The sequence below is a fragment of the Streptomyces sp. NPDC044063 genome, assembly GCF_056434285.1.
Genome location: NZ_JBWKFM010000001.1, coordinates 700974 through 726627 on the forward strand (window position 1 = coordinate 700974; position 25654 = coordinate 726627).

Consider the following 25654-nt stretch of genomic DNA (forward strand, 5'->3'; position numbering starts at 1 on the left):
CAGTGAGCGAGGTTGTTCCGGGCGGTGAGTGTGGCGGGATGATCGGCACCCAAAACACGCTCGTGCTCGGTGAGGAGTTGCTCGAAGGCGGCTGCGGCGCCGCTCGCATCCCCCGCCTCCCCACGCCAGTGAGCGAGGTTGTTCCGGGCGGTGAGTGTGGCGGGATGATCGGCACCCAAAACACGCTCGTGCTCGGTGAGGAGTTGCTCGAAGGCGGCTGCAGCACCGCTCGCATCCCCCGCCTCCCCACGCCAGCGAGCGAGATTTCTTCTGGCGGTGAGGGTGTCAGGATGATCCGGCCCCAGCACCCGCTCCCGGTCGGCAAGCAGCCACTGGTAGGCCGCGACTGCACCGGCCGCGTCCCCGGCCGTGCCTCGCCAGTGAGCAAGGTCGTTGCGGGTGGTGAGGGTATCGGGGTGGAAAGCGCCCAAAACCCGCTTCCGGTCGGCCAGCAGCTGCTCGTAGGCGGCCGCGGCGCCAGCTGCGTCTCCCGCTTCCCCACGCCACCGTGCGAGACCAGCGCAGGTGGCAAGAGTGTCGGGGTGGTCCGGCCCCAGATGGTGCTGGGCAGCGCTGACCAGATGTCGGAAGTGAGCGATGGCAGCTTTGACCTGGCCGGCCTCGCCGAGGCTTGTGCCAGTGCGGAAGAGAACCGGGTGGGCGGCGTCGGCCTGGTACAAGGTGTCTTCGGCGTGGTGGGTGAGGGCGTCGGCGTTGGCGCGCAGGGCCTGGGCGAGGGCGGTGTCGCGCTCCACATCGGGCCAGGTGACGACAAGGGCGTCGGCGGCGACCCGGGCAGCCGGGGCGTATTCCTGGGGGGCGGAGGTGTCGCGGACGGTACGTTGGAGGACCTGGTGAATGCGTACCGCCTCGTGAGGGGTATCGGGGGTGTGATCGACCAAGCTCAGGCGATGCAGCGCCCGAAGCGCCCCTCTGGCATCTGCGGACGCCACAGGGCCGGCGTGTGCCTGTCCCGATGCCGCAGTGGTGCGGTACTGGGCGAGATGGGCCAGGACTGGTGGGCTTTCCAAAACCGGGGCGGGGATGCCGTTGGGGTCGAGCATGGCGGCAAGCTGAAGCATTGGCCGGGCCAGTCCCGCCGGGCGTAGCTGGTCGGCACGCTGCAGGGACAGGGACCAAGCGGCGGCGAGGGTGGTCGGCTGGTCGTCGGGGAGCCCAGTGGCTTCGGGCAGCGCGGCAGTGAGCGTGCTCTCGCGGTTGGCCAGCTGGTTCCGGTAGGTGGCGCAGTCAAGGTCGGCGTCGATGAGGTAGGCGGCGGCCCCAGACAGTGCCAGGGGCAGGTACCCGAGGTCGTCGGCAAGGGTGGCGAGCCGGTCGGCGGGCTCGGGGTGGCCATGTGCGGCCAGGGCGGTGGCCAGATAGGTGACAGCCTCGTCGGCGGTGAACAGGCCGACGGTCACCAGGCGGCGACCGCCTCCGGTGAGGGCGGCGTCGCGACGGCGGGTGGTGACCAGGGTATGGCCGTGGGGGCTGGTGGGGGGCCACAGGTCGCGCAGGTCGGCGGGGTCGTTGAGGTCGTCGAGGACGACCAGCCAGCGGCGCTGGTCGGTGGAGGGTTTGGGCTCCAGCCAGGCCAGGAAGGCTTGCGCATCGGTCTCGGGGGCGGTGGGGTCGGCGCCGAGTACTTCGACTGCGGCCTGGGCGTAGCCGGAGATGACGGCTGCCCGGGTGGCGGCAGTGATCCATACGAGGAGGTCGAGCTGCCCGCTTTGCAGCAGGCTGCGGGCTTGGTAGGCGGCGAGTTGAGTTTTACCGACACCGCCCATGCCAACCAGCACTACGCTGCCGCCCTCAGCGATCGCCTGGTCCAGCTGGTGGATAGTACCCCGGTCCTGGAAGCAGTCAGAGGGCCGGGGTAGCACACCGACCTGATGCGGCCACCTGACCGCAGGGCGCGGCGGCAAGACGACTTTGTCGACGACGCCGAAGGCGATGCCGGACCCGTCGGCGTAGGCGTTGATACTGGCCGGTACGCCCGTGAATCCGGGTGTTGATTCGGGGGACGGGCTGGTAGTAGCCGGTCCGTTCAGCCCGGCGGCGGATCCGGCTCCGGAGGGGGGCCGAGATGCACATCCCCTTGGACAACCCCGGCGGCGAACGAGTCGGGCCCGGCGCGGATACTCATGTTGCCGCCGATGGAGACGCCGCGCGGCCCGGCCGTCACACCGCCCTGCGGGATGTACGGTGTCAGCAGGGCCCGTAGCTCATCGGCGGCCAGCTGCCGCTCCGCCTCGTGCAGGTTCTCCAGCATCCCCTGGATATGGGTCTGCCACGATGACTCCTGGCGGATGTGGGTCTGTTCCCTCTGATCCGGTTCGGCGGCCTGGAGAGCGGTGGCCGTCCGGTCCAGACACTCCAGTTCCGCCTGCTCTCGCTGGGCATCGCCCCGCCCGAAACCAGCGCGCGATCGCGTGCCGGAAGCCGTTCCACGCATCTGTGCCCGCAGCTGCTACTACCGCTTGGCCGCCAGCCGAAGCCAGCGCCAGCAGCGCCTTATCCAACATCCCGGCCTCCTGAACCGATATCGGAGACTCTCCTTAAACCGTAACGCCATACCCAGGCGACCAGCGAGCCAGCTGCCCATGATGACCGCGGTCCACCTCGTCGCCAGCCGTGCCCGCCAGATGCCGACCATCGTGGTTGCCGGTACGCGCCGCCGCAGCGTTCAGTGACCATCTCGCCACGCTGGGCGAGTTCGCGTTCGCAGTCCGCGCAGGTCTTCCCGTAGTAGTTGACCACCGAGCTGGGAGCCGGGAGATCTGCGCCAGTACCTCGTGCAGGACGTCCCGCTCCGCCATGCGAGCTCACGTACCCTCGGTCGGCTGCTGGTCATCAGTGTCCGCCGGTGCCCGGGGACCTGGCATGGTTAACGCGGCGAGTTTGTCCGGGTTTACCTCACCGAACGGGCGTGCATGCGACCAGAACAGCAAAGGCTCTGGAGCTGGCGGGATTTGTGTTAGCTCCTGTTACCACTCCATTGCGTCCAGCCGTGGTCACACTCAGCTATCGCGATCCACCCTCCCACGCGTCGCAACCATCCCGGACCCGGACGAGACCGGGAAACCTTTGACAAGGCCACGCCACCAGCCAGTCGTCGTGTACACGGCCGGGCTCAGCGGCACCCCGCGGGCTGATAGACGGCCCACCCGCACCTACGGCCACCAGCACAAACGGCCAACGAACCCCTGACCAACGACACCCGCGAACAGGCAAGCTTCACCAAGCTGGAAGCAACCGATTCAATAGGGGGCGGGATGGCCAAGCACTGGCGAAAAGGCACCGTGACGAAGACCGGCGTGAGACGCCGAGGCGGCTGGGTCCGCGGCAGCAACCCTAAGCAGGGCTGTTCCTTCTGGCTTCTCGGCATCCTGGCCATCGCGTCCATAACTTGGATCCTCAACTAGCCCAAGCTGGCCGGACGGTACCCAGCCGCCCGGCCAGGCGGCATCAGCCCCGAGCCGAACTCCGCTCGCGCCGCCACCAGCCGGTCGTAATGAGCGCGCACCTGTGCGATCAGAGCCGCCAGCTCCTCGGCTGGACCACTACCAAGTCCGCGGCTACGAAGCATGGCCCCGGCACATCACCCTGTCCATGACCGCCGCTGCTTTCCTCGTGGTTCTCCGACGTGCTTCCAAAAAGGGGGATCCGCACACGACGAGAGACCAGGTCTCCTTCCCTTCACGGTGAACGAAGCCCGGAAGAACCACATCGTGCAAACACCGAAGTCATCCCCACAACAGGCGGAGAAGTGGTCGATCTGCTGGCGGAGAAGCAGCGCGAGAGCCTGCATCAGCCACTACCGGAGACGGGGCCATCACGAAGTGTCGTTGTCGTGGTAGGGGGCTTGACCGCTCACCTGGACCTGATGCCCGACGGCTCCATCGTCGGTAGCTAACCTCCGCTCGCGCGGAGTGCACTCGGCTGTCAAGCTGGCCGACGAGCAGAACGACGACTTACCTCCGCACGCGCGCGGCATCCTGATCGGCAGGCACCTCAGCGAAATCAGGGGTCAATAGCGCACGAGACCGTTCTCCCGGTCAAGGATGAGGCGTCTCTTCCCCAGTCGGTACGCGCTGATGGTGGTTCGGTTGACCGGGTGAGGGAGGAGTACGAGGTCGCGGAGGCCGGGAACATCCGACCACTTGGCTGGTGGGGCGGTTGCGGGGTTGCGGCTGGCGAGCCACTCGCTGTTGATGGGGATGGTGGCGTTCATCAACCTTCTGATGACCCGCCGGTCTCCGGGGTCGACTTGCCGGGGCACGGCTGTGAGGTCGGTGTGGTGGGTGGGGTGCAGCCATTGCCGGCCGTCGGGGGTGAGGTAGGTGGGCAGGATGCGGATGCTGTCGGCACCCAGTCGGGTGGCGATCTTTTCGGGGTTTTCGTCGGTGTTGGTCAGCGGGTGGAGGTCACGGACCGAGCCTGGCGGGGGGATCACGTAGAGGTTGGCGGTGGCTGCGCGTTGCGTGTCCTCGGCAATGCGGCCGATGTCGTCGTCTCCGGCGAATTCCGGGCCGTAGACCTGGTCGACGAGTTCCTGGATGTCGTCGGGGATCTTAATCTTCTTATCGACGTCTTCGCTGTTCAGAGTGCTCAGGAGGTCTCGGGTACGGCGCAGGATCGAGGCTGGGTAGACCTCGCCCCAGTGACGGGGCGGGAGCTGGCCTGTGGGGACAAGGACGGCGAGGCGCGGTTTGCCCGTGGGTGCCCAGGCGGGGCGGTCGGTGCGAGGGTGTCGGTGGCCTCGGCCGGCGCGTTGGAGGAGGAGGGCGAGCGGGGCCAGGTCGCTGATGACGAGGTCGACGTCGATGTCGAGGGATTGTTCGGCGACCTGGGTGCTGATCAGGACGAATGGGCGGGCGGGCCGTTTGCTGCCGCGGTCGGTCCAGCGTTGGATGCGGCGGGCGACGGCGGCTCGTTGGCGGGCAGGCATGCGGGCGTGCAGGAGCCGGACCAGTGGTGGTCGGTCGATGGTGCTCCAGGCGGCGGTGAGGAGGTCTTTGGTGGCCTGGGCGTCGGCGACGGTGTTGCAGACGATCAGTGCGCTGCCAGTGGATGTCTCTTGGAGGGGGCCGAGGAGGTCAAGGAGTGCTCGGGCGCGGCCTTTGGGGTTGGCGGGGTTGTGGGTGGAGACACAGTCGATGGTGTTGACGGTGAGTGTGTGGGCCCGATGGGAGCCGAGTGCCTCGGATGTGGTGATGGTGCCGGTGGTGTGGTCGGTGTAGGTCCAGCCGGGGTAGCTGAGGGTGATGGGTGGGGTGTCGGTGTGGCCAGCGCCATGTCGGTAGGCGTCGACGAGGGTTGCTGCGGTGTTGCCGGTGACGGTGGCGGAGAGCAGGATGACGGGGACGCCGAGGGCACCGAGCCATTGCAGGAGGCGCAGGGTGAGGGCGTGGCCGTGGGCGTCGTAGGCGTGGGCTTCGTCGATGATGACGGTCTTGCCGGAAAGGCCGAGCCAGCGCATGGCGATGTGGCGGTGGGGGAGGACGGCGAGGGCGGCTTGGTCCCAGGTGCCCACGGCGATGCCGGTGAGGAGGCCGCGGTGGCGTCCGCGTAGCCATTCGGCGACGGTGTCGGCCTCGCAGGTGGCGCTGTGTAGGTCGTCGGGGGTGTAGGTGGCGTCGAGCCATGCCATGGCGTGGAGCAGGGCGACGGGTGGTGGGGTGTGGCAGTTGGCGCGGGTGTGGTCGCGTACGCGGGTCCACATGGCGTCGGTGGTGGCCATGGTCGGTAGGAGGAATGCCAGGCCTTTTGTGCCGGCGGCGGGTCCCATGATGCGTTCGCCGTAGAGCGCGGCTTCGGTCTTGCCTTCGCCGGGTGGTGCGGTGATGAGCAGCAGCCCGGGGCCGTCGCTGGCGAGCGTGGGCAGTCGTGTGGCGAGGCTTTCTTGGACGGGGTGGAGCTTGTGGCCACGCAAGTGCGGGAAGAGGGTGGGGAAGCTTTTGCGGCGGCGCCAGACGGGTGGGGTGAGTTGGGCTTCGCGTAGTGTTTTGGGTGCGGCGCGGCGGGCGCGGCGGACGTGGGCTTCCCAGCTTGCGGTGTGGTCCTTGTTCCAGCGTCGTTGGCGGTCGCGGATCCAGGGAAGCTGGGAGGCGAGCCAGTCTGCGAGGACGATCAGGCCTGTGGTCACGGCGGCGGCCGGCCCGGTGGCTGGTCGGGTGGGATAGCGGGGGGTGCCGAAGAGATGGTGGATCAGGTGGATGAGGTTTTCACGTTGGGTGTCCCACTCTTTGTCCCCCAGAGCGGGTGCTGCGGACAGGGGGCAGGAGATCGCATTGCCCTGGTGGGAGAGGGCCTGGGGGTAGGTGCCGTGGTGTCCGCCGGTGATCTGTGCGATCTGGTGGGCAGCCATGGACAGGGGGCGGCCGGTCAGGGGAAGTCCCGCTACGCGGTTGAGGAGTTCGGGCAGGGTGAGGTGTGCGGCGTGCTGGTGGCTGGGGGAGCGGGCGGTTGAGGGCGGGGGGTCGTATCCGGGGAGTCCGGTGACCTGGTCGGCCGCAGGAGCACAAGCCTGGAAGCCGGGGGTGACTTTGCCCAGGTCGTGGAGGGCGGCGAGACAGATGAGGAACTGGCGGGCGTCGGTCTCGCTCATGCCCCAGCCCGTGGCAATGACGTGGCGTTGGCGGGGCGTGAGGTAGCGGTCCCATAAGGCGGCGGCCATGATTGCTGTGTCGATGGCGTGACAGCCCAGCGGATAGGGACAGTCGAGGCCGCGTTCCTTGCCCCATAGACGGGTGTCGAGCGGAGGTGGCAGCATTCGCGGTCCTTACCTGAGGAGGGCCCGAGGCGTGATGACTCGGGCCCCGGTTGGTGCATGGTGGTGCGGTCAGGGGCGGTAGGGGGCGATGGACAGCAGGCCCAGGCCGTAGGCGCGTCCTTGGCCGATGCCTGCGGTGATGGCGGTGTGCAGGGCGTTGGCGTCGGTGATGGTGGCGACGCCCTCGAAGCGGATGGCCCGCAGCAGGATCGGCTTGGCGTCACCGCGGGTGGCTCGTACGGGAGGCTGGGGCAGATCCAGGACGAGCTGGTTGGCCAGGCCGGCCTTGGCAGCCTGGCGTTCCCACCACGCGATGGCTTCGTCCCCGGATACCGGAGTGCGTTTGCCGCGTTTTCCCGGAACGAAGACGCTTTTGAGTGGGTTCGCGTCGATGCGGTAGCGTACGAGCTGGCCTGCCCTGACCCAGCCCAGGAGAGGGCCGAGATCCCTGTAGCCGACCTGGCGGGCGTAGCCATGAGGGAGGGCATTGCGGTTGATGGGCAGCGTGGACTGGATGAGCAGGGTGGCACCGGCCTGCTCGCGCTCGAGCCGGTAGAGCGTGTGCGTGGCGGCGCGCGGGGTGGCGCCGAGGGCGTCGGGGAAGAGCGCCTGGACGGTGTTGTGCAGGCGGGTGGCGTCCTTCAAATCCTGGTGGACGGCGTGGCTGCGGGCTTCCAGGTGCAGCTGGGCAAGGTGCAGGCTGTGGGTGCCGGTGGCGGGGATGGTGGTCACGCTGCTGATGCCTCTCGGTATGCGGTGAGTGCGTCGATCCACTGAGTGCCGCGGCCGGCTTCCAGCGCGTACGGCAGCAGGCGCTGCCGTTGCCATACGGGCCTGCGGGTAGATGTGCGACGGGGACCGGGCTGGTCACGTACTTCGGTGTCCGGCTGCGCTGCCGGCTCGGGCGCCGAGTCGTAAATGAAGGTGACCTGCTCCGGAGTGCCGCGGCGGGGCATCCGATGCAGCGGCAGGCGGTCGAGCTCTGCCACCGCGTCGGGAATGGCGGCGCGCAGCAGGACGGGGGTGTCCGGGGTGCAGGAGCGGCGTCCCAGGCTGAGCCCGAACTTTGGGCGCTGCAGGGCTGTGCCGACGACGTGGATGGTGCCCGGGTGACCGGTGACAGCAACGGTGAAGGCGGCGTCGGTGAGGTACCAGCGTTCGGTGAGCATGGCGCCTTCACCGAGCTTCTTGAACTTTCCCTCTGCCGTGGGTGGGGTGAGATGCCGGGGGTAACCGCCGCCGATGGTGTGGAAGTCCATCTCGCGCTGACCGGGCCGGTCGACGCGGATGGTGTAGCGCAGTTCGGCCAGGTCGCTGTTCTCGCTGCCGCGTGGGCGGCCCAGGGCGCAGGCGAGCAGGCCGGTCAGGCCGGAGCGGGTAGGCCAGCGGTGCGTGGTGCGGACTTCGAAGTCGGCGTCGCTGCCCCAGGACTGCAGCGGGCCGGAGAGATGCAGGAGCAGCCCGTTCACACGTTCTCCTTGGCCACCGTGCTGACCACTCGCGCGATGAGGGCGTCAAGGCCCTCGAGCCGGTCGCCCAGCGCGTCGAAGGCCTGGTCGGTGAGGCCACTGTGGGCATGGGTGATCAGGCCATCGGTGCCCAGGAAGCGGTGGTGAGCGGCAGCATGCTCGGCCAGCTTGGTCAGCGAGGCCGGGACATAGCCGTCCGGGCTGTCGGGAACGGGCGTCTCGTACGCGCCGACCAGACTGACCGGACGGTCGGACCGCACGGCCACATAGACGAGGTGAGGGACCGTGAACGGTGCGGTTCCTGAGGACTTCGCGGGCAGCACCGTGCTGACGAAGGCCCGAACGAACTCAGCGGTCACTGTCTGCGCCGTGTCGGTGTCACCATCGAGGTTGCCGATGAGTTCGTTGACGTTCAGGCAGGCGTAGCGGTAGAAGGTGGCGGAGGTGTAGCGGTTGTCGCCCATGTGCCCGGCGCCGGTCTCCGTCCCCTTGTCCTCGAGGATGTCATCGACAGCGGTGAAATAGTCGAGCTGGGTGGTCGCAGCGTGGGTGCTGAGCCCATGTGCCATCTGCACGGCGCCGTCGACGGTCGAGCCGGCCTCATTCGCAAGCATGCGGCCGAATGCGGCGACGGAGGCGTTCCTGCTCTGCAAGATAGCCAGGACTGCGGCCTTGGGCAGTACCTTCGCGGCGTACTTGGCCAGCAGGCTGTTCTCACCGAGGGCTGGTTCCTCCTCGTCGTCCCCCAGCTCCTCCTGTGCGGCGGCAGTCTTGCGCGTGGTCTTCTTCGCGGCCTTCGCCGCCTCCGCCTCGATGTCGTACACAGCCTGCGTGATCTCACCACGATGGGCATCGGCCAGCTCCGCCAGTGAGTCCAGAGCGCTCTCAGGCAAAAACAGCAGGGCATTGGTGCCCTGGCTGTCGGCAATCCCCAGCCCCTTGACGCCCGCGGCCAGGATGAGCATCTGCCCGGCGGCCAGCGCGACCTCCTTGTCCCACCCCCGATCGCCCAGGCGCTCGGCAACAGCCTTGGGAACACCTCGGGTGCGCAGCGCACGGATGCCAGTGGCCCTCTCCACAGCGCGACGTGTATGCCGCTTGCCGTTCTGCGAGGACTGCCGGGCACGCATCACGCCGCCGTACTTCGCGGTCTTCGGGGCCCCCTGCCGGTCGCGGTTCAAATTCGAGTACGGGTAGGACTGGATCAGATGGACGTCGACGTAGAGGCTGCCGGACATGGGGCTGCTCACTTCGTGTTCTCCTCATTGGAACGAGCGGGGGTATGGAAAGCGCGGGCCCATTCGATGCGCACGTCCTCTGCCCACATGGGCCAGCGGGTCAGATCGCGCAGCAGCACCGGCCACTGCACCGGAATGCAGTGGGATCGCAGTAGCGAAATCGCGCCGGGCAGATCGCGGTAGAGCCCTTCGGTATCGAGCTGCGCCAGGTAGGAGAGGGCGTCGGCGGCGTTCTGCTGCCGCATGGCACCGGTGGCCGCGGCACGTGCGTAGGACCAGCCAAGATTTTTGCGGGCGTCTGCCGGCTTCGGCGCGGGAGACGGATTGGTCTTGGCAGTACGCGGGTTGGGGGCGTCACGGACCGCGTACAGACACGCGACGAGCAGGTAGGGCCGCTCCGCCTCGCGGGTCGCCGCGTAGGCCGGGATCCCGCCTGCGGGCAGGAGATGCATGTAGAGCTGCCACGGCGAGGCCAGTTCGTCGGCCAGGCCCTGACGCAGCGCGGCCCTGCCTCCCGGGTCGGAACACGCCTTGCGGACGATGCGCAGAAACCTCTCGTAACGCTCCAGCGGGCCCGGTGACGCTGCCCCAGGGGCCGGGGCCGGCGTTGCCGGCAGGGGTTCGGCAGTCATGCGGCCTTCTTCTTTCCGGTACGGGGGTAAGCGAGCGCCGAGCGGAACTGCGCGATCGGGAGCAGACCCTCGGGAGTGGTCGCAGCCGGACGGGTGACGACGTCGTAGATCTCCAGCGCCAGCGCCTTGAAGCGCGGCGCAGGGGCGTCGTCGTCGGCAATCGCCACCCAGAAAAGGGACTCCGCTCGATCCCAGAACTGCGCAGTGCCCTCGTCTGCCCACGGACAGGTCTTCTCGCCCGGAGACAGCGCCTTCCACGCCGCCCGCAGGGACCGGGCCATGTCCGCAGCCGTCATCTCCGCGGCAAGCCGGATCTGCGCGACGCGGGCCGCTCGCTGAGGATGCGCCGACGGCAGATAGGGCGCAATGCTCGCAGGGGTGGTCGCGGCATACCAGTGCTCGTTACGGTCCTGCTTCTCCTGGTGACAGCCCAGTGCCCTGACCCGCACACCCGACAATGCCTCGAGAGCCTCCTGCGGCAGATCCGCGTACACCGACAGCCAGCCAGGAAGGATCACGCCCTTGATGCCAGCTGCCGCAGGGTCCTTGGCATGGATGAACGCATCGAAATCCCGCAGCAGCGAACGACGCCAGCTCGCACGCACCGGGCCGGACTTCACACGATCGATGACAAACGGATCCCGGGCCGCAGGCAGGTCCGCACGGCCGCCCCACGCCACCCAACAGCCCACCACCTGCGCACCATTGCCGTCCGGCGCCAGCAGTACGTGATGCGCCGTCCTGCCGGTCAGCAGCGACACAGGCCCCCTCACCGGGGCAGGCAACAGCGGATCCTCCAGCTCGTCCCGCTCCCAAGGCGCTAGATCCCCACCCACGTCCTCGGCCCCCGTCGGAGGCGGGCAGGACAGCACCAGAGACGTGAACAGACTCGACCCGAGCGGGTGGAAAGACACCAGCGACCGCAACGGGGCGGCCTTCATGTTCTTGGAGTTCACACCACCGTGCTGCCGCTGCGCACCCGTGCCCGACGGGCCATACCCACGCCAAGCCAGCACCCAGCCGAGAGCCTCCGCCGAGGGAACCGGCTCGTCCTGCGGCGTGTGATCCAGCCACGGCTGGTTCGCACCCGACGGACGGGGCATCACCAGCTTCCCTGGCGCCGCCCGCCGGGAACACTCCTCGGCCAGCCGAGGATCCTGGAGGAACGGACGCCGACCGTCGTAGAGGTCGAATCGGTGCAGCCAGCGGTCGAAGTACGCGTTGACTGCCTCGGCCTCGAACCGCCCGACGGCAAGCAGAGCATCGAACTGGTCTTCCCACGCAGGCTGTTCCGCTACATCGAGGCTGCCGACCCGGATGGCGAGCGCTGTCAGCAGCCGGCGGAGCATCGACTCCACGGCCGGATTCGGCACCTCGAGGTCAGAGGCCAGGTGGGCGCCCAAGAGCGCGCCTCGCAGACCGGTCTCGTGGTGAGAGCCGGGTGCGGCACCCGGTAGGAGCGCCCCCAGCTGCCCGGGGTCCGCGTCCTCGCGGACGACCAGCGTGAGGCACGGCTGGTCGGCCGCATTCCATACAGGCAAAGTGCCCCCTCCCTCACCATGGCTAACGCCAACAAGTAGCTGACGCTTGGAAGTTGTAGGACGCCGATGTGTCCGAGGAGGCGAGCTAAGCGTGTCTATCCGAGAGCGCGCAACCAGATCCCATGGACTCGAATGAATTGTCAGTGGCGCCCGGTACAGTCGGACCGAGCCTGCTCCGCCCGTGCGAAGGTCCCTCTCGTGCGTATCAGACAAAAGGCGTCAAAAGTACCTCGCTCTGCAGTGGCGGAGGTAGGTCGTAGCGTTTTGCCGGCTGCGTCACCCAGTCGGCAGCCGCGGGCGCGCTCCTGCTGACGCTCGAGTGCCGTGCGCTTCGCATGACTGCGCTGAGAAGCCCTTGAGGCATCAGCGCATGGCCAGCCCCAGCAGCTCTGCACCACGTGGTGCACAGGAGCCCCGCGCGGGGATACCATCTGACAACACTCACCAGGCATCTGAGACAGCCGTGGAGAATTGGGCCAAGCTTAGGACGCAGGCGTTTGCTGAGTTAGCAAGGCGAGCGGGGGTCGCGCACTTCTGAAGGTCCGAAGACTCCAGGGCTTGAGCGTGGAATCCTGCTGATGTCCGCTCCGCGCAGGCGGAGGTGAGCCGTGCCAGAGCACGTGACGAGCGACCGAGGCGGGGTCCGCTCCGCGCAGGCGGAGATGATCCGGAGCGAATGGAGCTTTACAGCCTCGGCCTTCAGTCCATTTCGCGCAGGCGGAGGCGAGCCGCCTGCAAGGACGTGTCCAAAGATCTCGCCGAACGCGTTGCCGCTCTCGACCGGAGCACGACGAGCTGCGGCGGTTGATGATGGAGCGCCTGCTCGTGCTCATGTTCGGGTTAGCGTTCGGGACATGGGGAGACCAGGCTACGGACCGGGCAGTGCGCATCATCGAGTGCGAATGCCACCTTCTCGGCCTGGACTGGCTGGCCCGTCCGTGCGGAGTTGTCCCGCCCGGGCGGCTCTCCGATTCAGGTAGGTGTCGCGAGCCTGGACGAGCTTGAGTACCTGATCAAGCTGTCGGAATCCTGATGGTCGTGGCAGACCGCGTTGACGCGTGGGGTGCCCATTCGCAGGCGGTCCACCAGTTTCACTCGGTGTACCCGTTTCCTTATCTGTCCGTTTGAGGCTCGTGTCCATGGCCGGCTTGGTGCCGGTTTCAGTGCATCACTGTGCTCGTGAGGTCGCTCACCTTTGATCGGGGGCGGCGTCGAACTGGTACTCGTAGCCGATGACGTGGCGGTACGGCAGGCACCATTCGCCGTATTCGATGATTCCCTGGTCGTCCCACAGGCGGTGGGCTCCGGCAAGTATCGGGGTGCCGGTCTTCAGGCTGAGGAAGTCGGCTTCTCGGGCATCGGCATCCCGGGCGTGCATGTCGTCGCGGCCTTCGGCGGGACGCCGGCCGGTGGCTTCGATGATGCGGGGCAGCAGGCCGGGGGCCTTGCCCGCTGCGGTGGAGAGCAATTCGGGTACCAGGACGGCGAACTCGGCCGGGTACCAGGTCACCGCGAGCATCAGCCTCTGCTGGCCCCGGCCGGTGTGCCACTGGCGGCGTACGACCTGGTCACCTTCGTCAAGGTCGAATATGTCGGCGACGTACAGCGGCGGGACGACGAGGGAAGCTTCGGTGACGATGACGCTCTCGCCGTCGCCCAGGACGCTGCCGGTCCGCAGGACGCGAGTGATGCGGTCGTAACCGGAGGCCCCGGCCTTGGGCGCGTTGGCGACGTAGGTGCCGCGCTGGCTGGTGCGGATGTAGCCCTCGACCTGGAGCTGTCCAAGCGCCTTTTGCAAGGTGGCGACGGCGACGCCGTGTTCGGTGGCGAGGGTGCGGTGGTTGGGGAGCTTGGTGCCTTCGGGGAGGTCGCCGTCGAGGATGCGGCGGCGGAACTCGGCAGCGAGGCGCATGTAGGGGTGCTGGGCCTCGGTCAGGTCTGCGGATTCCGGAACGTTGTTCACGGCGCGGCTCCCAAGTGTGGTGTGGCCTAGGTCAGTTGAGTGTACTAGGTCACTCCTTGGTCTTGCATTGAGTGGCCTAGGTCGAGCATCCTTACGGCCTAGGCCACACGTTCTGTGTTGGGCCGATCACGCATGCCTGGAAGGACTCGCACCTGTGAGCCACCACGCACAGCACCGCCCTCGTCGACGGCTCCGCAAGCCCGTCGATCTCGTCGGAACCGTCGCGGCCTGGGTCTACGGCCTCGGTATCGCCGCCACCGTCGCGTGCCTGGGCCTGACGGCCTGCCAGGAGCACGCGGGCAAGGCTCTGCGCCTGCAATCCGGGAGCTCGCTTCCGGACCTCACGCAGGAGTAACCACCCCGGCCAGGCGACGGCCAACTCGCCGATGCCCATGTCGCACAGCACACCACCGACCATCGGAGGTGCACTTCCCATGACCGAAACCACCGCCCACCCCACCCCGTACCAAAGGCCCTCGGAGATCTTCTCCACTACGGCGTCCTGGTACGCCCGCTACCGACGCCCGCACTCGCCGGTCCTGCTCGACCTGATCGCGTCCATGGCCCACGAACACACGGCGGCCCCCCGGGTGCTCGACCTTGGGTGCGGCCCCGGCCTGGTCTCCCTTGACCTTGCCGTGCGCGGTATCGACGTCGTCGCCGTGGACCCGAGCCCGGAGATGCTCGACGCCGCCCGTGCGGAAGAGAAGGACCGCGGGCTGTCCGGCACCGACTGGCGCCAGGCCACTGCGGAGAACGTGGCCTCCCTTCCCGGAGTACGTGGGATCTCCGGGGCGGTGGCCGCCGACGCCTTCCACTGGATGGACCGGGAGCTGGTCCTGCGGCAGCTCGATGCAGTGACAGCGCCGGGAGGCTTCGCCGCCGTGCTGTGCTCCCAGGCCGCCGGCGCACCGCGCCCGTGGTGGCACACGGTCATCGGCCAGGTGCGGGCCCGCTTCGTCGGCGCCGATCCGGCCGCTGGCCCGCGGGAGGCCTACCGGGTGCCCGAGGGTGACCACGAGAGCGTGCTGCGGCGCTCGGCCTTCAGCCAGATCACTGTCACGCGGGCCGAGCACGTGGTGTCGTACAGCACGGAGGAACTGATCGGTGCCCAGCTGACCTATGCGTACTCCTCACCGGTGGTGCTCGGCGACAAGCGGCGGGCCTTCGAGGACGCGTTACGCGAAGTGCTCCTCGTGGCCGAGCCGTCGGGCAGGTTCGAGCACACGGCGACGGCCGCACTGACCACCGGCCGCCGTGGCTGAAGCAGGGGTGTCCCGCGCCCGCCAGACGCGGGACATGTGGCACCGGTCAGCCCTTACCAAGGCGGTGAACGGTCCATCCGGCCATCGCCCACCGGTCGCGGTCGATGCTGCTACGGGCGTCGATCAGGATGCGGCTGGCCACGGCCTGACCGATGGCTTCGGGGTCGGCGTCGGCGAACTGCGGCCACTCGGTGGCCAGCAGCACCACGGCCGCATCCCGGGCGGCCTCGATGGCGCTTCCCGCATAGGACAGCTCTGGGTACCTGGCACGGGCGTTGGCGTTCGCCATCGGGTCGAAGACCGTCACCAGGGCCCCGGCCTCGTGCAGGCGGCCGGCGACGTCGAGGGCGGGGGAGTCGCGGACATCGTCGGTTCCCGGCTTGAACGCCGCGCCCCACACAGTGACCTTCTTCCCCGCCAGGTCTCCGCCGACCACCGCACGGACCCGCTCGACTGTACGCGACCTGCGGTCACGGTTGATGGCGTCTACGCCCTTCAGGAACACGAACGAGTCACCGACGCCGAGTTCTTCGGCACGGGCGGTGAAGGCCCGAACGTCCTTGGGCAGGCAGCCGCCGCCGTAACCGAGACCGGGGCTCATGGCCCGGTGCCCGATGCGGGTGTCGTAGCCGATGGCCTGGGCGACCACGGCCGCGTCCGCCCCGGTGATCTCACACAGGTTCGCCATAGCGTTGATGAACGAGATGCGAGTGGCGAGGTAGGCGTTGGCGGCTCCCTTGACGAGCTCGCACGTCTCCGGGTCCGTGACGATCAGGGGAGAACCGCTGTCCACGATCGGGGCGAACGCTTCCCGGATGGTCTTCTCCGCCCATGAGGAGGAGACGCCGGCCACGATCCGGTCCGGCCGGAGGGTGTCGGCGACTGCGTGGCTCTCCCGCAGGAACTCCGGCGACCAGGCGACCTCGACGGCCTCACCGGCCGGAGCCAGGCGGTGCACCAGCTCGCGGACGGCCGCCGTGGTGCCGACGGACACCGTGGACTTGCCGACGATCAGGCATCGGTCGCTCAGGTGCGGGGCGAGCGCCTCGACGGCGGTGAAGACCTGCGAGAGGTCGTAACCCCTGCCGTCGGGGAGGTCCGGCGTCCCCACACCGATGAAGTGCACCTCGCCGTGCTCGGCGGCGGCCCGGATGTCGGTGGTGAACCGCAGCCGGCCGCCGACGTGCCGGGCAAGCAGGTCATCGAGTTCGGGCTCACGGAACCAGGCCCGGCCCGAGTTGAGTGTGTCGATCTTGTCCGGGTCGATATCGACTCCGATGACGTCGTGTCCGATCTCGGCCATGGCGGCGGCGTGGGTAGCTCCCAGGTGCCCGCACCCAATGACGGTCATCCGCACTGCAAGCGCCTTTCTCTCGGCGATGTCGTGGCCCGCCACACAACCACCATTCAGCACAGTCACACAAAGACGGAGGTCAAGCCCGTGAAAGTCACCGTGATCGGCTGTGGGCGCCTCGGCGCCCCCTACGCTTGCTCACTCGCGGCGATCGGGCACGACGTGCTCGGCGTAGAGGTCTCGCCCGCCGCTCTCGGACGTCTGAGCCAGGGCCTCGCCCCGTTCGACGAACGAGGACTCGAAGAAGCGATCGCCGAGTACTACGCTGCGGGTCGGCTGAAGTTCTCCGGTTCCTACGAGGAGGCCGCCGCGTTCGCGGACGTGCATTTCGTGTGCGTGCCCACCCCGCAACAGGACGGCGGACTCGGCGCGGACCTCTCAGCAATCGAGTCCGCCGTCACCTCGCTCGCCTCCCAAGCCTCAGGACGCTGCCTGATCGTCGGCAAGTCCTCCGTCCCCGTCGGTACCGCCGCACGCATGGGCCGGCTCGCCGCCGAGCACGCCCCCGACGGCGCCCACGTGACAGTGGCGTGGTCACCGGACTTCCTGCGCGAATCCACCTCACTCGAAGATGCCGCCCGCCCCACCCGGATCATCGTTGGCCTCCCCAAGCACGCGAGGCAGGCGGAGGAGACCCTTCGGAAGATCTGGGCACCGTGGACCGAGGCCGGAGTGCCCCTGGTCGTCGCGGACCTGGCAACCGCGGAACTGGCCAAGTCGGCCGCCAACGCCTTTCTCGCCACGAAGGTTTCCTTCATCAACGCGATGGCGGCCCTGTGCGAGGCATCCGGCGCCGACATCCGCACCCTCGCGGACTCCCTCTCCCACGACCCCCGCATCGGCCGCGCGATGCTCGACTCTGGCCTCGGGTTCGGCGGCTCCTGCATCCCCAAGGACATCCGCGCTCTCATCGCACGGGGCAAGGAACTCGGAGTACCCGAAATCGGCTTCCTGCACCACATCGACGCCATCAACATCCGGCGCCGGCGCCGCGTCATCGCCTTGGCCCGCCAGGCATGCGACGGCAACCTCACCGGACGCCGGATCGCCCTGTGGGGCGCCGCCTTCAAGCCCCAAACCGACGACATACGGGACTCGCCCGCCCTCGCCGTCGCCGCCGACCTCCACGCCGCCGGAGCCTCCGTTGCGGTCCACGATCCCAAGGCCCTGCCCAGGGTCCGTCTCCAGGCCCCTGAGCTGGAATGCGTCGACGACATCGAACAGGTCCTCTACGGCGCTGACGTCCTGCTCCACCTGACCCACTGGCCGCAGTACGCCGACACCGACCCTGAACGCCTCATCGCCAAGCCCGCCCAGTACTGCCTGGTGGACGCACGCGGAACCCTTGACGCTCGCCGCTGGACCAACGCTGGATGGGCCTGCCAGGGGCTCGGGTACGCCCTCACGAGCTGAAGGGCAACCGGCTGAGGCGGCCGCCGTCATCTCAGCCGGTCAATTTCCCTTGCGATGAGAGTCGATGTCCGCTCCGCGCAAGCAGGGATGGCCCCCGCATGGCTCATAGAGAAGCGAAACGCCCACGCCTGCCCCTCCCCGCGGGGATAGCCTCGCATCTTCACCCTGACACGCATGATCGTCAGGTCACCTCGTGATCGGCCTGCTCGGCTGACCTCCGCTCGCGGGAGCCCACCCCATCGACCCAGCATCGTCTCTCTCGCCCAGTGGCTCACCTCCGCTCGCGCGAAGCTCACTGGATCGAGCAGCACTGCCGGATCCCGGACTGCGGCTCACCTCCGTTCGCACGGAGCTCACTCCTCCTGCATCGCGCGGACGGTCTGGTACAGCGGTTCACCTCCGCTCGCCTGGAGCGCACGCTATCCCCTATGCATTGACCGGCGATGCGGCCGGCTCACCTCCGCTCGCGCGGAGCTCACCACTCGCGACCTGCGGTGTTGCGGTGGCTTTGCATTTCCTTGACGTGAAGGGACGGTGTCACAGCACCCATTGAACACGATCGTTGCTTCCCCTGAGTGCTCCCGAGTGACATCTGCAGTGATCACGGGTGGGCTGCGTGTCAGCGGCGGGTGGTACATCTTGGCTGTCGTTGTGGCGCTGCAGTCTGCACCTGGAGGTCCGGTGTGCCCGGAGTCCGTTAACCAGTGGTTATGGGGTAAGTCGGATGAGCTGGGTGCTCATGCGCGCTATCCGCTGGTCTGCCACCTTCTGGATGCTGGTGCGATAGCCGGACGTTGGGGTGGAGGCGGAGCCCCTTCATACGTGGCAGGTGAAAGCGCAGGCGTGGGGCGGTGTCTCCGTGTGGGTCCGCACCCGCTGTCCGTCCTGGAGCGCCTTGGCATACAGCACGATCCGCTGCCCCCGATGCGGTGCTTGCCGACGGAGGCGACGGTGCCGCGCCTGCCTGGCCGCATCGACGACGCGTTGGACCGGGCGACGGGGCCCTGGCTGGCCAGCTGGCGCGCTGGGGCCGACCGTCGCCTGCCTGCAGTGGCGGTCGGCGGCAAGACCCTGCGCGCAGCAGCAAGGATCAAGGGCCGCAAGCTTCATCCGCTCGTCGCCCGCGACCATCTCTCCGGCCTGGCGAGCGTGGTCGTGATCAGTGACACCACACCCAGCGCGAGCGCGCCAGCTACCTGCTCGTCCGAGGCGCGTACTACATCGTGATCGTGAAGGTAACCAGAAGAAGCTCCACAAGCAGCTCGAATCCCTTCCTTGAAAGCAGATCCCTTCAGGGCCGCACCTGCGACACCGGCCATGGCCGCGGCGAGATCCGCCACATCAAGGTATGCACGGTGAACGACCTGCACTTCCTCGGCCCCCGCCAGGCTATCCAGTTCAAGCGCCACCGAGTGGACCGCAAGACCGGCAAGGTCAGCATCAAGACCGCCCGCGCGATCACCAGCCTCGCCGCGGAACAGACCACACCCGCCGAGCCCGCCCGGCTGGTCCGCCGGCACTGGAAGATCAAAGCCCTGCACGTCCGGGACGTGATGTTCGCCGAGGACGCCTCCCGGCTGCGAATCGGCTCCGCACCCCACGCTATGGCGACCTGGTGCGACCTCGCCATCGGCGCCCTTCGTCTCACCGGGAAGAGCTGCATCGCCACCGGCCTCCGGCGCAAAGCCCGCGACGCCAGTCGACCATTCACCCTCCTCGGACTCACATGGTCACGAAACGGGCGTCAGGCGACTTCGTCGAAGCCCTGGCCCTGCGTAGCCCTCGACCAAGTGGTCAGGCTGTTTCGAGTGATAGCCGCGCTCGTCCGCGACTATGACGGCGACCAGTCACCGGAGATAGATGCCAAGATCCTCGACAGGGAAGCCGACACCCTGGACTGCCGAGCCGCCGAGAACACCGCCTAGAACGTTCCACCCCTCAACTCGGCGTATGTGGAAAGATCCGGATCAGAACAGGAGGGAGGTCGAGCTCCTTGCGAGCGGCGGCGATGAAACTCTCGAAGGCGTCGGCCGATGACAACCTTGCCCGGTTCCAGTCTTCGACGGAGTACAGGCGTTCTTGTGCCTCGTAGAAGAGCTCAGTTACCGCCCGATCTATCGAGGATGCAGCAGAGACAACGGGCGCCGATCCATGAATCCACACCGCGACGAGCGCGTTATCCCAGGTCTTGTCGCATCGACCCCGCTGTACCGCGTCCAGGAATATCTCTGTTCCTGACTCTGCCAAGGCGATGGAACGTATGTCCTCGTAGAGCAAGATGAACGCTTCGGCGAGACGCTGGTAACTAGCCGTTTTCTGGTCCCGCCGCCAGCGCGAACTCTCGGACCGGACGTCCCAAAGCCTCCCCAAAGCGATGCCGATAAGACCGGCTATCGCAGCCAGCAGTGCTGTACTCAATGCGTCCCCTCCCACGGAAAGCCGACCCGGGGCTCACTCCATGGCTGGCACCACCGTCATCCGGCACCGCGTCATCCTCACCTCACGTGTCGTTATCCAATACCTCAGCTACTGAACTTTAAAGGCCAGTGTCGTTGTGGTTATGAGCTGGTTCGAGTGAGTCCGGTTTCGGTGAGGCATCCGTCGATGAGGTGGCTGCGGTACTGGACCGCGCGTAATCCGGTGCCGAGGGTCCGGGTGAGGTGGTCAGGGATGGTGAAGGCGGTGTTCGCCAGTGTTCCGCGCCTCAGGAGTGACCAGATGCCCTCGACCGGGTTGAGGTCGGGTGCTACCATCGCCGTCCCAGCAACAGAAGTGCTCAACAAGTAAATTCATGCACGTCTCACCATTGATCCGCACCGGGATACGTCGAATAAGTAAACCCTCCGCTAGCGGCCCAACACGGATACGTTGCCCCATGTTGTGCGCTGAAAACGACGGGGAGTCCTCACCGAGGATTCCCCGAGTTAGAGCTGTGAGCTTGTCAGCGAACCGCGTCGCCTTGTCATCGAGGGTGCCCTCGTCAGCTGTCACCCTCGAGAAGGTAGCCGATTCCCCTGATTGTGTGCCAAATATCCAGGTCGTCGGAGCTGAGACTGTACGTGGCAGCCTGCTCACTCAGCTGCTCGTAGTCCATCCGGACCTCAGCAGGCGCCGGCGCTGCGCTTCCCGCTCTTCGCGCGTCGTGCGAATCATGGTTGACATGGCGGACTCCCCAATCGGTCGCGCGGACAGTCAAGCAGGCCGCACTGACAACGACGCCCAAACCCTACGATGGCACCGCCAAACGAGTGGCCGCTAGAGGTGAACCCACCCCGGAAAATCGACTACCAGCTGCAATTGGATCACTGAACACTGGCACCCCACGCGGCGCAGCAAGCAGCAGCAGTGATCAGCCGGCCGGTTGACTTGCTGGGCGTCTCAGCGCCAGGACTTCGACGCCACCACGCGGCCCCGCACGCCCCGCAGCGTCGCCGTGTCCGGTCGTTGTTCCACACATAGGCCGGCGAGCCCCAGTACATGTCGCTGGTCGAGTCCCGGCGCGAGCCTGTGTGGACCCGCATCGACTTGCCGGCGCCCCGCTTCAAGTGGAACCGGTACGTGTGCCGGTCCGCGTCGGCGAACGTCCAGCCGTTCAGGTCCAGCGGCCGGCCGGACTTGTTGACGACCGTCACCCACTCCGCGTTCAGGCTGCTGTTGGACCGCGTGTCCTTGCCCGGACTGTCGTACTGGATCGTACCCAAGCTGCCGCGGGCGACGCAGCAGATACCGGCAGTGCGGTAGGGCCGGCCAGGAACAGGCCAGTGACAGCCGCGGCGGTGAAACGGAAAGCGAAGCGCATCATGCACCTCTCCTCAAGGAAACCCCCGGAGATCACCGAGGTGATCAATCTCCCGGGCACTGCTCAGTCCCACGGAACGATCATGCTTCGTGCTACTCACCCCTGACGACCACGCGACCTGAGTACCGACGGCGCGCACTACGGGGCACATTCAGGAGCACCTCGCAACGGCGATCAGGGGTGAGACGCCAGGCAAACGCAACCACAGTGCGGCGGAAGGCTATGTACCTTGTCATGGGGAGTCGCCGGACCACACACCGCATCCAGCGCCTTCGGCGCTACGCCAATCACACCCTGATAGCAGGGGCTGGTTTTGTCGTCTTTCTCGTCCTGCCGTTGCTGGTATGGAAAGGGCCATACCTGTTGGACGACAAGTACATCGACACCAGCACGATTGGTGAGGGCACTGGATCGGCCGCGCTCGTCACCGGACTACGAACCGCGATCGTCGCTTACATGGCTGCACTCGGCGCAGCAATCGCCTTGCTCTACACCGCCCGGACCTACCGACTTGCCCAGCGAGGCCAGGCCACCGACCGCTTCACCAAAGCGCTCGAGCGCCTCGACTCTCAAAATGACTACGTCCGGATCGGCGGAATCCTGGCGCTCAAACGAATTACACGGGACGCGCCAGAACTTGCATACGACGCAGCCATAATCCTCAACCAATTCATCCGGCACCGCGCTCCGTGCGCCTCAGAGGCCGCTTCAACCGAAACGCTCCCGTTCGCCACGGACCGAGGAATCCAAAGCTACACATTGCCCCGACCGGTAGACGATGACGTGCAGGCGGCGCTGGAAATCCTGGCCAGTCACAAAACACGTCTTCGAGCCCATCTCGCCCGGCTCAACCTTCCGCGAGTGGAACTATCGAACGCTGATCTCAGGCGCGCCTGCCTGGACCACGCGAACTTGACCGGGAGCAATCTGCGGAAGGCCGACCTCGCAGGCGCCTCCTTGCGCGGCACCACCCTCACCAACGCGTACCTACCCAGAGCCATTCTCAGGGACGCCGTACTGGTCGATACCAACCTCACAGACGCCAACCTTGCTGGCGCTGACCTGACCGGAACCTTCCTAACCCGCGCCACCCTCGATGGCACCTGCCTGTTCGCCGCAAACCTCTCAGGCGCATGGGACCTCACAGAAGAGCAGCTGCAAGCAGCCCAAATCGGGCCGACAACGCTGCTTCCACCACGTCTACAGCATCTCCTGCCTCAGGAAGAGGACAGCGAGACATCGCACGAAACCAGGGACTGACCGTCACGTCGACACCGACCACGTCCTCAGCAACGCCCCGAACCGCGTATTCGATGCCCGGGCCCCCCGCACCCCCACCCGTGCCTCCCACGCCCGGCACGTCGCCCCCACGAACGCCTCCACCGCGTCCCGGTCCGCCGACCGCCACGACTCGAACCGGGCCGCCCACCCGAGCGCCTCGCCGGCATGGCCGTCCTCTTCCATCAGCCGCACCGCCGTCTGCGCCACATCCACCCATGCAGGCCCCCGGGCCGGCATCGCCCAATCCACCAGCCACGCAACCTCATCCCCGACGATGAGGTTGTGCGGGTTCGTGTCCGTATGTAGCAGGGCATCCCCCAGGAGCAGCTCCAGCTCCTCCGCCGAGACGAAGTCGGCCAAGTCACGGTCCACCAGCTGCGGCACGCCAGCCGGCGCCACCAAACCCTGAGCGGCACCCAGGGCCACAGCCACCAGCGGCACGTCCAGCGACCCCGGCGACAAGTCCGCGTGCCGGCCATCCACCCACTCAAAGGCCAGCAAATCCCAGCCCTCGGCCTCAAGCTGCCACAGCAGCCGCGGACTCGCTTCGGTCACCAGCGGGTTCACCGCGACCTCCCACGCCTGCGCAGCCCGCCCCCGCTCGTCGCCCACCGGCACCCCCTTCACGAACACCCGCTCGGACGCCAACGACAACACCGCCGCAAACCGGCAGGTGATTCCGTGCGGCACATCGTCCACCGCCGACACCGGGCCCGTCCGCTCCAGCACCGCCGCCCGCACCTCCGCCGGCAACGCGTCTTACCACTCCACTGCGTCCAGTCGTGGTCGCACTCCGCCATCGCAACCCACCTCCTCCCACGTCTTGGAACCGTCCGGGCCCCCACGAACCGGGAACCTTTGACAAGACCACGCCACCAGCCAGTCGTCGTGCACACAGCCGGGCTCAGTGGCCCCCGCGGGCCGACAAGCAGCCCATCCACGCCTACGGCCACCAGCACAAACGGCCAACGAACCCCTGACCAACGACACCCGCGAACAGGCAAGCTCCACCAAGCCGGAAGCAACCGACTCGACAGGGGGCGGGATGGCCAAGCACTGGCGAAAGGGCACCGTGACGAAGACCGGCGTGAGACGCCGAGGCGGCTGGGTCTGCGGCAGCAACCCCAAGCAGGGCTGTTCCTTCTGGCTTCTCGGCATCCTGGCCATCGCGTCCATAACCTGGATCCTCAACTAGCCCAAGCTGGCCGGACGGTACCCAGCCGCCCGGCCAGGCGGCATCAGCCCCGAGCCGAACTCCGCTCGCGCTGCCACCAGCCGCGCCAGCACCCCATCCAGCCGGTCGCAATGAGCGCACCTGCGCGATCAGAGCCGCCAGCTCCTCCGGCGACAGGCGCTCCATCACCTCGTCCTGCTGCGGCTCCACCACCACATGCGGCACCCTGCGCTCCGGCACCTCGCTGTACGGGTCCGCGTTGATCCGCGCCGACAACACGGGCATCACCAGCGTGCCCTCCGTCGCGTCGAACACCAGCAGGTACGTGGCCACCTCGGACGACGTGTGCGTCAGGTCCCCGAGCGCCCCGCGCTGGCCGCCATCACCCGCCCGGCCGATACCTACGCGCGGATCGTGGCCCTGGACCTGGTCGCCGGTGCCGAGATGCATCTCAAGCGCAGCATCGAGCAGGCACGCGCCACCTGGCACCAGGCGATCGACCACATGGAAGCGTCCCCTCCGTCCGTACCCGCAAGGCAGTCTCCCGCATGCGCAGCGACCTCGCCCGCTTCCGGGCCCGCGGCCTGCGCTGCGCAACCGAGCTCGACCAACGCGGCCGCGACGTCCTCACCAGTACCTGAGTCAGACCCCGTGCCGCAGCGGGCCTCGGCGTATCGGCAGACGAGTGGCTCCAGGTAGTCCGCATGCGGCCCTGTCAGACTGTCCAGCTCATGCGGGGAACGTACGAACGCGATCTCAGCGAGCTTCGGTTCACGTCCCGCCGTGCGCTCCGTCGCCGCCATCGCGGCGAACCTGTTCCTCAGCTCGGCCTCCGGCAGGGCCGGAGCAAGATAGGTCAGACCGACGCTGAAATTCTCGCTGCGGGTGGCCGCCCATAGCCGCAGCTCGTCCGGCTTGACCTCCACCCGGGCTTCCTCGGCCAGCTCCCGCGCCGCCTGCCCACTCAGCGCTTCCTCATCCAGCACTTCGCCGTCCCGGGGCGGCTCCACCGAGCCGCCAGGCAGCTGCCACCGGCCAGGCGCAGCCGTCGCAGGCGACAACCTCGCCACGACGACCCTGCCGTCATCTGTCGGCTGGACCACGTTCACGAACAACGACAGCAACGCCTGACCGCCGGGAACGCGGCGCAGGGCATAGTGGCGGTACGTCACCGCAGTCCAGCGCAGGAACGGCGTGTCCGGCTCCTTCCACCGGGGCTCCGTACACCCCACCACCGGCCCATCGAACAACGCCGGATTGGCCGCAACTGCCTTCTCCCACACCAGATCCTGCGCCGCTGCAAGCTCCGCGGACAGCACGGGAGCTTCACTTTCAATCAGACGAAGGCAGTGAACGTCAAAGAGCTCCATGCCCGAAGGCAGCGTTTTGGTCTCGGTCACCTGGCACAGCGCAGGGGAGCCGGCCACCAGCCCGGACGATCCAGCGAATAGGCTGGACCCCATCGGTACCCATCGGGACCGGACTACCGTGTCGTCCCAGCTCGCACAGTAGCGGGACTGGTATCGCGTCTTCCGTTGCTGGCTCACCTCCGGTAGCACGAACCCCACGCCCACCAGGGTCGGCCCGACCTCGTGGATCGGCTCACCTCCGCTCGCGCGGAGCTCAGGCCCGGTCCACCGTGTCCGGGGCACGAACACCGGCTCACCTCCGCTTGCGCGGAGCTCACCGAGGCGTCTGGCTCCGCCCCGGACAGCCCGGCGGCTCACCTCCGCTTGCGTGGAGCTCACCC

Annotated in this window: 21 protein-coding genes and 2 pseudogenes; 7 read left to right on the plus strand and 16 right to left on the minus strand. The window is 67.6% G+C overall.

The features are described from left to right. Together AC07BS_RS03250 and AC07BS_RS03255 are read right to left on the minus strand one after the other, a co-directional pair. Positions 1 to 1799: tetratricopeptide repeat protein (locus tag AC07BS_RS03250; RefSeq protein ID WP_478929799.1), on the minus strand; the 1799-nt coding region annotated here is incomplete at its 3' end. A 248-nt stretch (positions 1800 to 2047) separates the two neighbouring features. Further along, positions 2048 to 2455, minus strand: a complete 408-nt coding sequence (locus AC07BS_RS03255; protein WP_478929800.1) for a hypothetical protein — start codon at positions 2453 to 2455, stop codon at positions 2048 to 2050. Between the two features lie 1100 nt (positions 2456 to 3555). Between AC07BS_RS03255 and AC07BS_RS03260 the strand changes: the two are divergent. Continuing rightward, positions 3556 to 3708 (plus strand): annotated as a pseudogene (locus AC07BS_RS03260) (IS701 family transposase); the annotation flags it as partial. A gap of 322 nt (positions 3709 to 4030) precedes the next feature. Here the strand turns inward: AC07BS_RS03260 and cas3 are convergent. The 7 genes from cas3 to AC07BS_RS03295 all read right to left on the minus strand — a co-directional run bounded on the left by cas3 (position 4031) and on the right by AC07BS_RS03295 (position 13567). Continuing rightward, complete coding sequence (gene cas3 / locus AC07BS_RS03265; RefSeq protein WP_478929802.1) at positions 4031 to 6775, minus strand: CRISPR-associated helicase Cas3'; 2745 nt, start codon at positions 6773 to 6775, stop codon at positions 4031 to 4033. A 69-nt stretch (positions 6776 to 6844) separates the two neighbouring features. Further along, entirely contained in the window at positions 6845 to 7507 is a 663-nt protein-coding gene (gene cas6e, locus AC07BS_RS03270; protein ID WP_478929804.1) for a type I-E CRISPR-associated protein Cas6/Cse3/CasE, read from the minus strand. Further along, on the minus strand, positions 7504 to 8244 hold the full coding sequence (cas5e, locus tag AC07BS_RS03275) for a type I-E CRISPR-associated protein Cas5/CasD (protein ID WP_478929806.1): 741 nt from the start codon (positions 8242 to 8244) through the stop codon (positions 7504 to 7506). Before cas5e ends, cas6e begins: the two co-directional genes overlap by 4 nt. Next, positions 8241 to 9494, minus strand: a complete 1254-nt coding sequence (gene cas7e, locus AC07BS_RS03280) for a type I-E CRISPR-associated protein Cas7/Cse4/CasC (RefSeq protein WP_478929808.1) — start codon at positions 9492 to 9494, stop codon at positions 8241 to 8243. The genes cas5e and cas7e overlap by 4 nt, the downstream gene beginning before the upstream one ends. Then, the gene (locus tag AC07BS_RS03285) at positions 9491 to 10114 is read right to left on the minus strand and encodes a type I-E CRISPR-associated protein Cse2/CasB (protein ID WP_478929810.1); all 624 of its coding nucleotides are present in this window, start codon (positions 10112 to 10114) and stop codon (positions 9491 to 9493) included. Before AC07BS_RS03285 ends, cas7e begins: the two co-directional genes overlap by 4 nt. Then, positions 10111 to 11868, minus strand: a complete 1758-nt coding sequence (gene casA, locus AC07BS_RS03290) for a type I-E CRISPR-associated protein Cse1/CasA (RefSeq protein ID WP_478929811.1) — start codon at positions 11866 to 11868, stop codon at positions 10111 to 10113. The genes AC07BS_RS03285 and casA overlap by 4 nt, the downstream gene beginning before the upstream one ends. Positions 11869 to 12844: 976 nt before the next feature. Further along, positions 12845 to 13567: a GntR family transcriptional regulator gene (locus tag AC07BS_RS03295; RefSeq protein ID WP_478930061.1), complete on the minus strand. Its 723-nt coding sequence runs from the start codon at positions 13565 to 13567 to the stop codon at positions 12845 to 12847. A 205-nt stretch (positions 13568 to 13772) separates the two neighbouring features. On the opposite strand from AC07BS_RS03295, the gene AC07BS_RS03300 reads away from it, so the two are divergent. Together AC07BS_RS03300 and AC07BS_RS03305 are read left to right on the plus strand one after the other, a co-directional pair. Then, complete coding sequence (locus AC07BS_RS03300) at positions 13773 to 13973, plus strand: hypothetical protein (RefSeq protein ID WP_478929813.1); 201 nt, start codon at positions 13773 to 13775, stop codon at positions 13971 to 13973. Positions 13974 to 14052: 79 nt separating this feature from the next. Beyond that, positions 14053 to 14883 (plus strand): class I SAM-dependent methyltransferase, encoded by an 831-nt coding sequence (locus AC07BS_RS03305; RefSeq protein WP_478929815.1) that lies wholly within the window; start codon positions 14053 to 14055, stop codon positions 14881 to 14883. 46 nt (positions 14884 to 14929) lie between these two features. Here AC07BS_RS03305 and AC07BS_RS03310 read toward each other — a convergent pair whose 3' ends face one another. Then, a complete protein-coding gene (locus AC07BS_RS03310; protein WP_478929817.1) occupies positions 14930 to 16186 on the minus strand; it encodes a UDP-glucose dehydrogenase family protein in 1257 nt (418 codons plus the stop codon). Here AC07BS_RS03310 and AC07BS_RS03315 point away from each other — a divergent pair. The 3 genes from AC07BS_RS03315 (at position 16169) to AC07BS_RS03325 (ending at position 19575) form a co-directional block, all read left to right on the plus strand. Beyond that, positions 16169 to 17650 carry a UDP-glucose dehydrogenase family protein gene (locus AC07BS_RS03315; RefSeq protein WP_478929819.1) on the plus strand — a complete coding sequence of 494 codons (1482 nt, stop codon included), beginning with the start codon at positions 16169 to 16171 and terminating at the stop codon, positions 17648 to 17650. The genes AC07BS_RS03310 and AC07BS_RS03315 overlap by 18 nt on opposite strands. A gap of 951 nt (positions 17651 to 18601) precedes the next feature. After that, positions 18602 to 18877, plus strand: a complete 276-nt coding sequence (locus tag AC07BS_RS03320; RefSeq protein ID WP_478929821.1) for a hypothetical protein — start codon at positions 18602 to 18604, stop codon at positions 18875 to 18877. Then, positions 18874 to 19575: a hypothetical protein gene (locus tag AC07BS_RS03325; RefSeq protein ID WP_478929823.1), complete on the plus strand. Its 702-nt coding sequence runs from the start codon at positions 18874 to 18876 to the stop codon at positions 19573 to 19575. Before AC07BS_RS03320 ends, AC07BS_RS03325 begins: the two co-directional genes overlap by 4 nt. Before the next feature lie 13 nt (positions 19576 to 19588). Here the strand turns inward: AC07BS_RS03325 and AC07BS_RS03330 are convergent, their stop codons facing one another. From AC07BS_RS03330 to AC07BS_RS03340, 3 genes and pseudogenes are all read right to left on the minus strand, one after another. After that, positions 19589 to 20068 carry a hypothetical protein gene (locus AC07BS_RS03330; RefSeq protein ID WP_478929825.1) on the minus strand — a complete coding sequence of 160 codons (480 nt, stop codon included), beginning with the start codon at positions 20066 to 20068 and terminating at the stop codon, positions 19589 to 19591. 140 nt (positions 20069 to 20208) lie between these two features. Continuing rightward, a pseudogene (locus tag AC07BS_RS03335) lies at positions 20209 to 20397 on the minus strand (IS630 family transposase); the annotation flags it as partial. A gap of 555 nt (positions 20398 to 20952) precedes the next feature. After that, positions 20953 to 21351, minus strand: a complete 399-nt coding sequence (locus AC07BS_RS03340; protein ID WP_478929826.1) for a lamin tail domain-containing protein — start codon at positions 21349 to 21351, stop codon at positions 20953 to 20955. A 320-nt stretch (positions 21352 to 21671) separates the two neighbouring features. On the opposite strand from AC07BS_RS03340, the gene AC07BS_RS03345 reads away from it, so the two are divergent. Beyond that, entirely contained in the window at positions 21672 to 22709 is a 1038-nt protein-coding gene (locus tag AC07BS_RS03345) for a pentapeptide repeat-containing protein (protein WP_478929828.1), read from the plus strand. Between the two features lie 3 nt (positions 22710 to 22712). Here AC07BS_RS03345 and AC07BS_RS03350 read toward each other — a convergent pair whose 3' ends face one another. From AC07BS_RS03350 to AC07BS_RS03360, 3 genes are all read right to left on the minus strand, one after another. Continuing rightward, positions 22713 to 23459: an aminoglycoside phosphotransferase gene (locus AC07BS_RS03350; RefSeq protein WP_478929830.1), complete on the minus strand. Its 747-nt coding sequence runs from the start codon at positions 23457 to 23459 to the stop codon at positions 22713 to 22715. Positions 23460 to 23673: 214 nt separating this feature from the next. Next, positions 23674 to 24354: a DUF6907 domain-containing protein gene (locus AC07BS_RS03355; protein ID WP_478929832.1), complete on the minus strand. Its 681-nt coding sequence runs from the start codon at positions 24352 to 24354 to the stop codon at positions 23674 to 23676. After that, positions 24306 to 25304, minus strand: a complete 999-nt coding sequence (locus AC07BS_RS03360; protein ID WP_478929834.1) for an NUDIX domain-containing protein — start codon at positions 25302 to 25304, stop codon at positions 24306 to 24308. Before AC07BS_RS03360 ends, AC07BS_RS03355 begins: the two co-directional genes overlap by 49 nt. Positions 25305 to 25654: the final 350 nt, after the last annotated feature.

What these genes read in the sequence shown, in the direction of transcription:
- AC07BS_RS03255 (WP_478929800.1), bottom strand. Translation starts at nt 2,455, where the DNA reads ATGCGTGGAACGGCTTCCGGCACGCGATCGCGCGCTGGTTTCGGGCGG.
- cas3 (WP_478929802.1), bottom strand. Translation starts at nt 6,775, where the DNA reads ATGCTGCCACCTCCGCTCGACACCCGTCTATGGGGCAAGGAACGCGGC.
- AC07BS_RS03285 (WP_478929810.1), bottom strand. Translation starts at nt 10,114, where the DNA reads ATGACTGCCGAACCCCTGCCGGCAACGCCGGCCCCGGCCCCTGGGGCA.
- AC07BS_RS03295 (WP_478930061.1), bottom strand. Translation starts at nt 13,567, where the DNA reads ATGCGCCTCGCTGCCGAGTTCCGCCGCCGCATCCTCGACGGCGACCTC.
- AC07BS_RS03305 (WP_478929815.1), top strand. Translation starts at nt 14,053, where the DNA reads ATGACCGAAACCACCGCCCACCCCACCCCGTACCAAAGGCCCTCGGAG.
- AC07BS_RS03310 (WP_478929817.1), bottom strand. Translation starts at nt 16,186, where the DNA reads ATGGCCGAGATCGGACACGACGTCATCGGAGTCGATATCGACCCGGAC.
- AC07BS_RS03345 (WP_478929828.1), top strand. Translation starts at nt 21,672, where the DNA reads ATGTACCTTGTCATGGGGAGTCGCCGGACCACACACCGCATCCAGCGC.
- AC07BS_RS03355 (WP_478929832.1), bottom strand. Translation starts at nt 24,354, where the DNA reads ATGCATCTCGGCACCGGCGACCAGGTCCAGGGCCACGATCCGCGCGTA.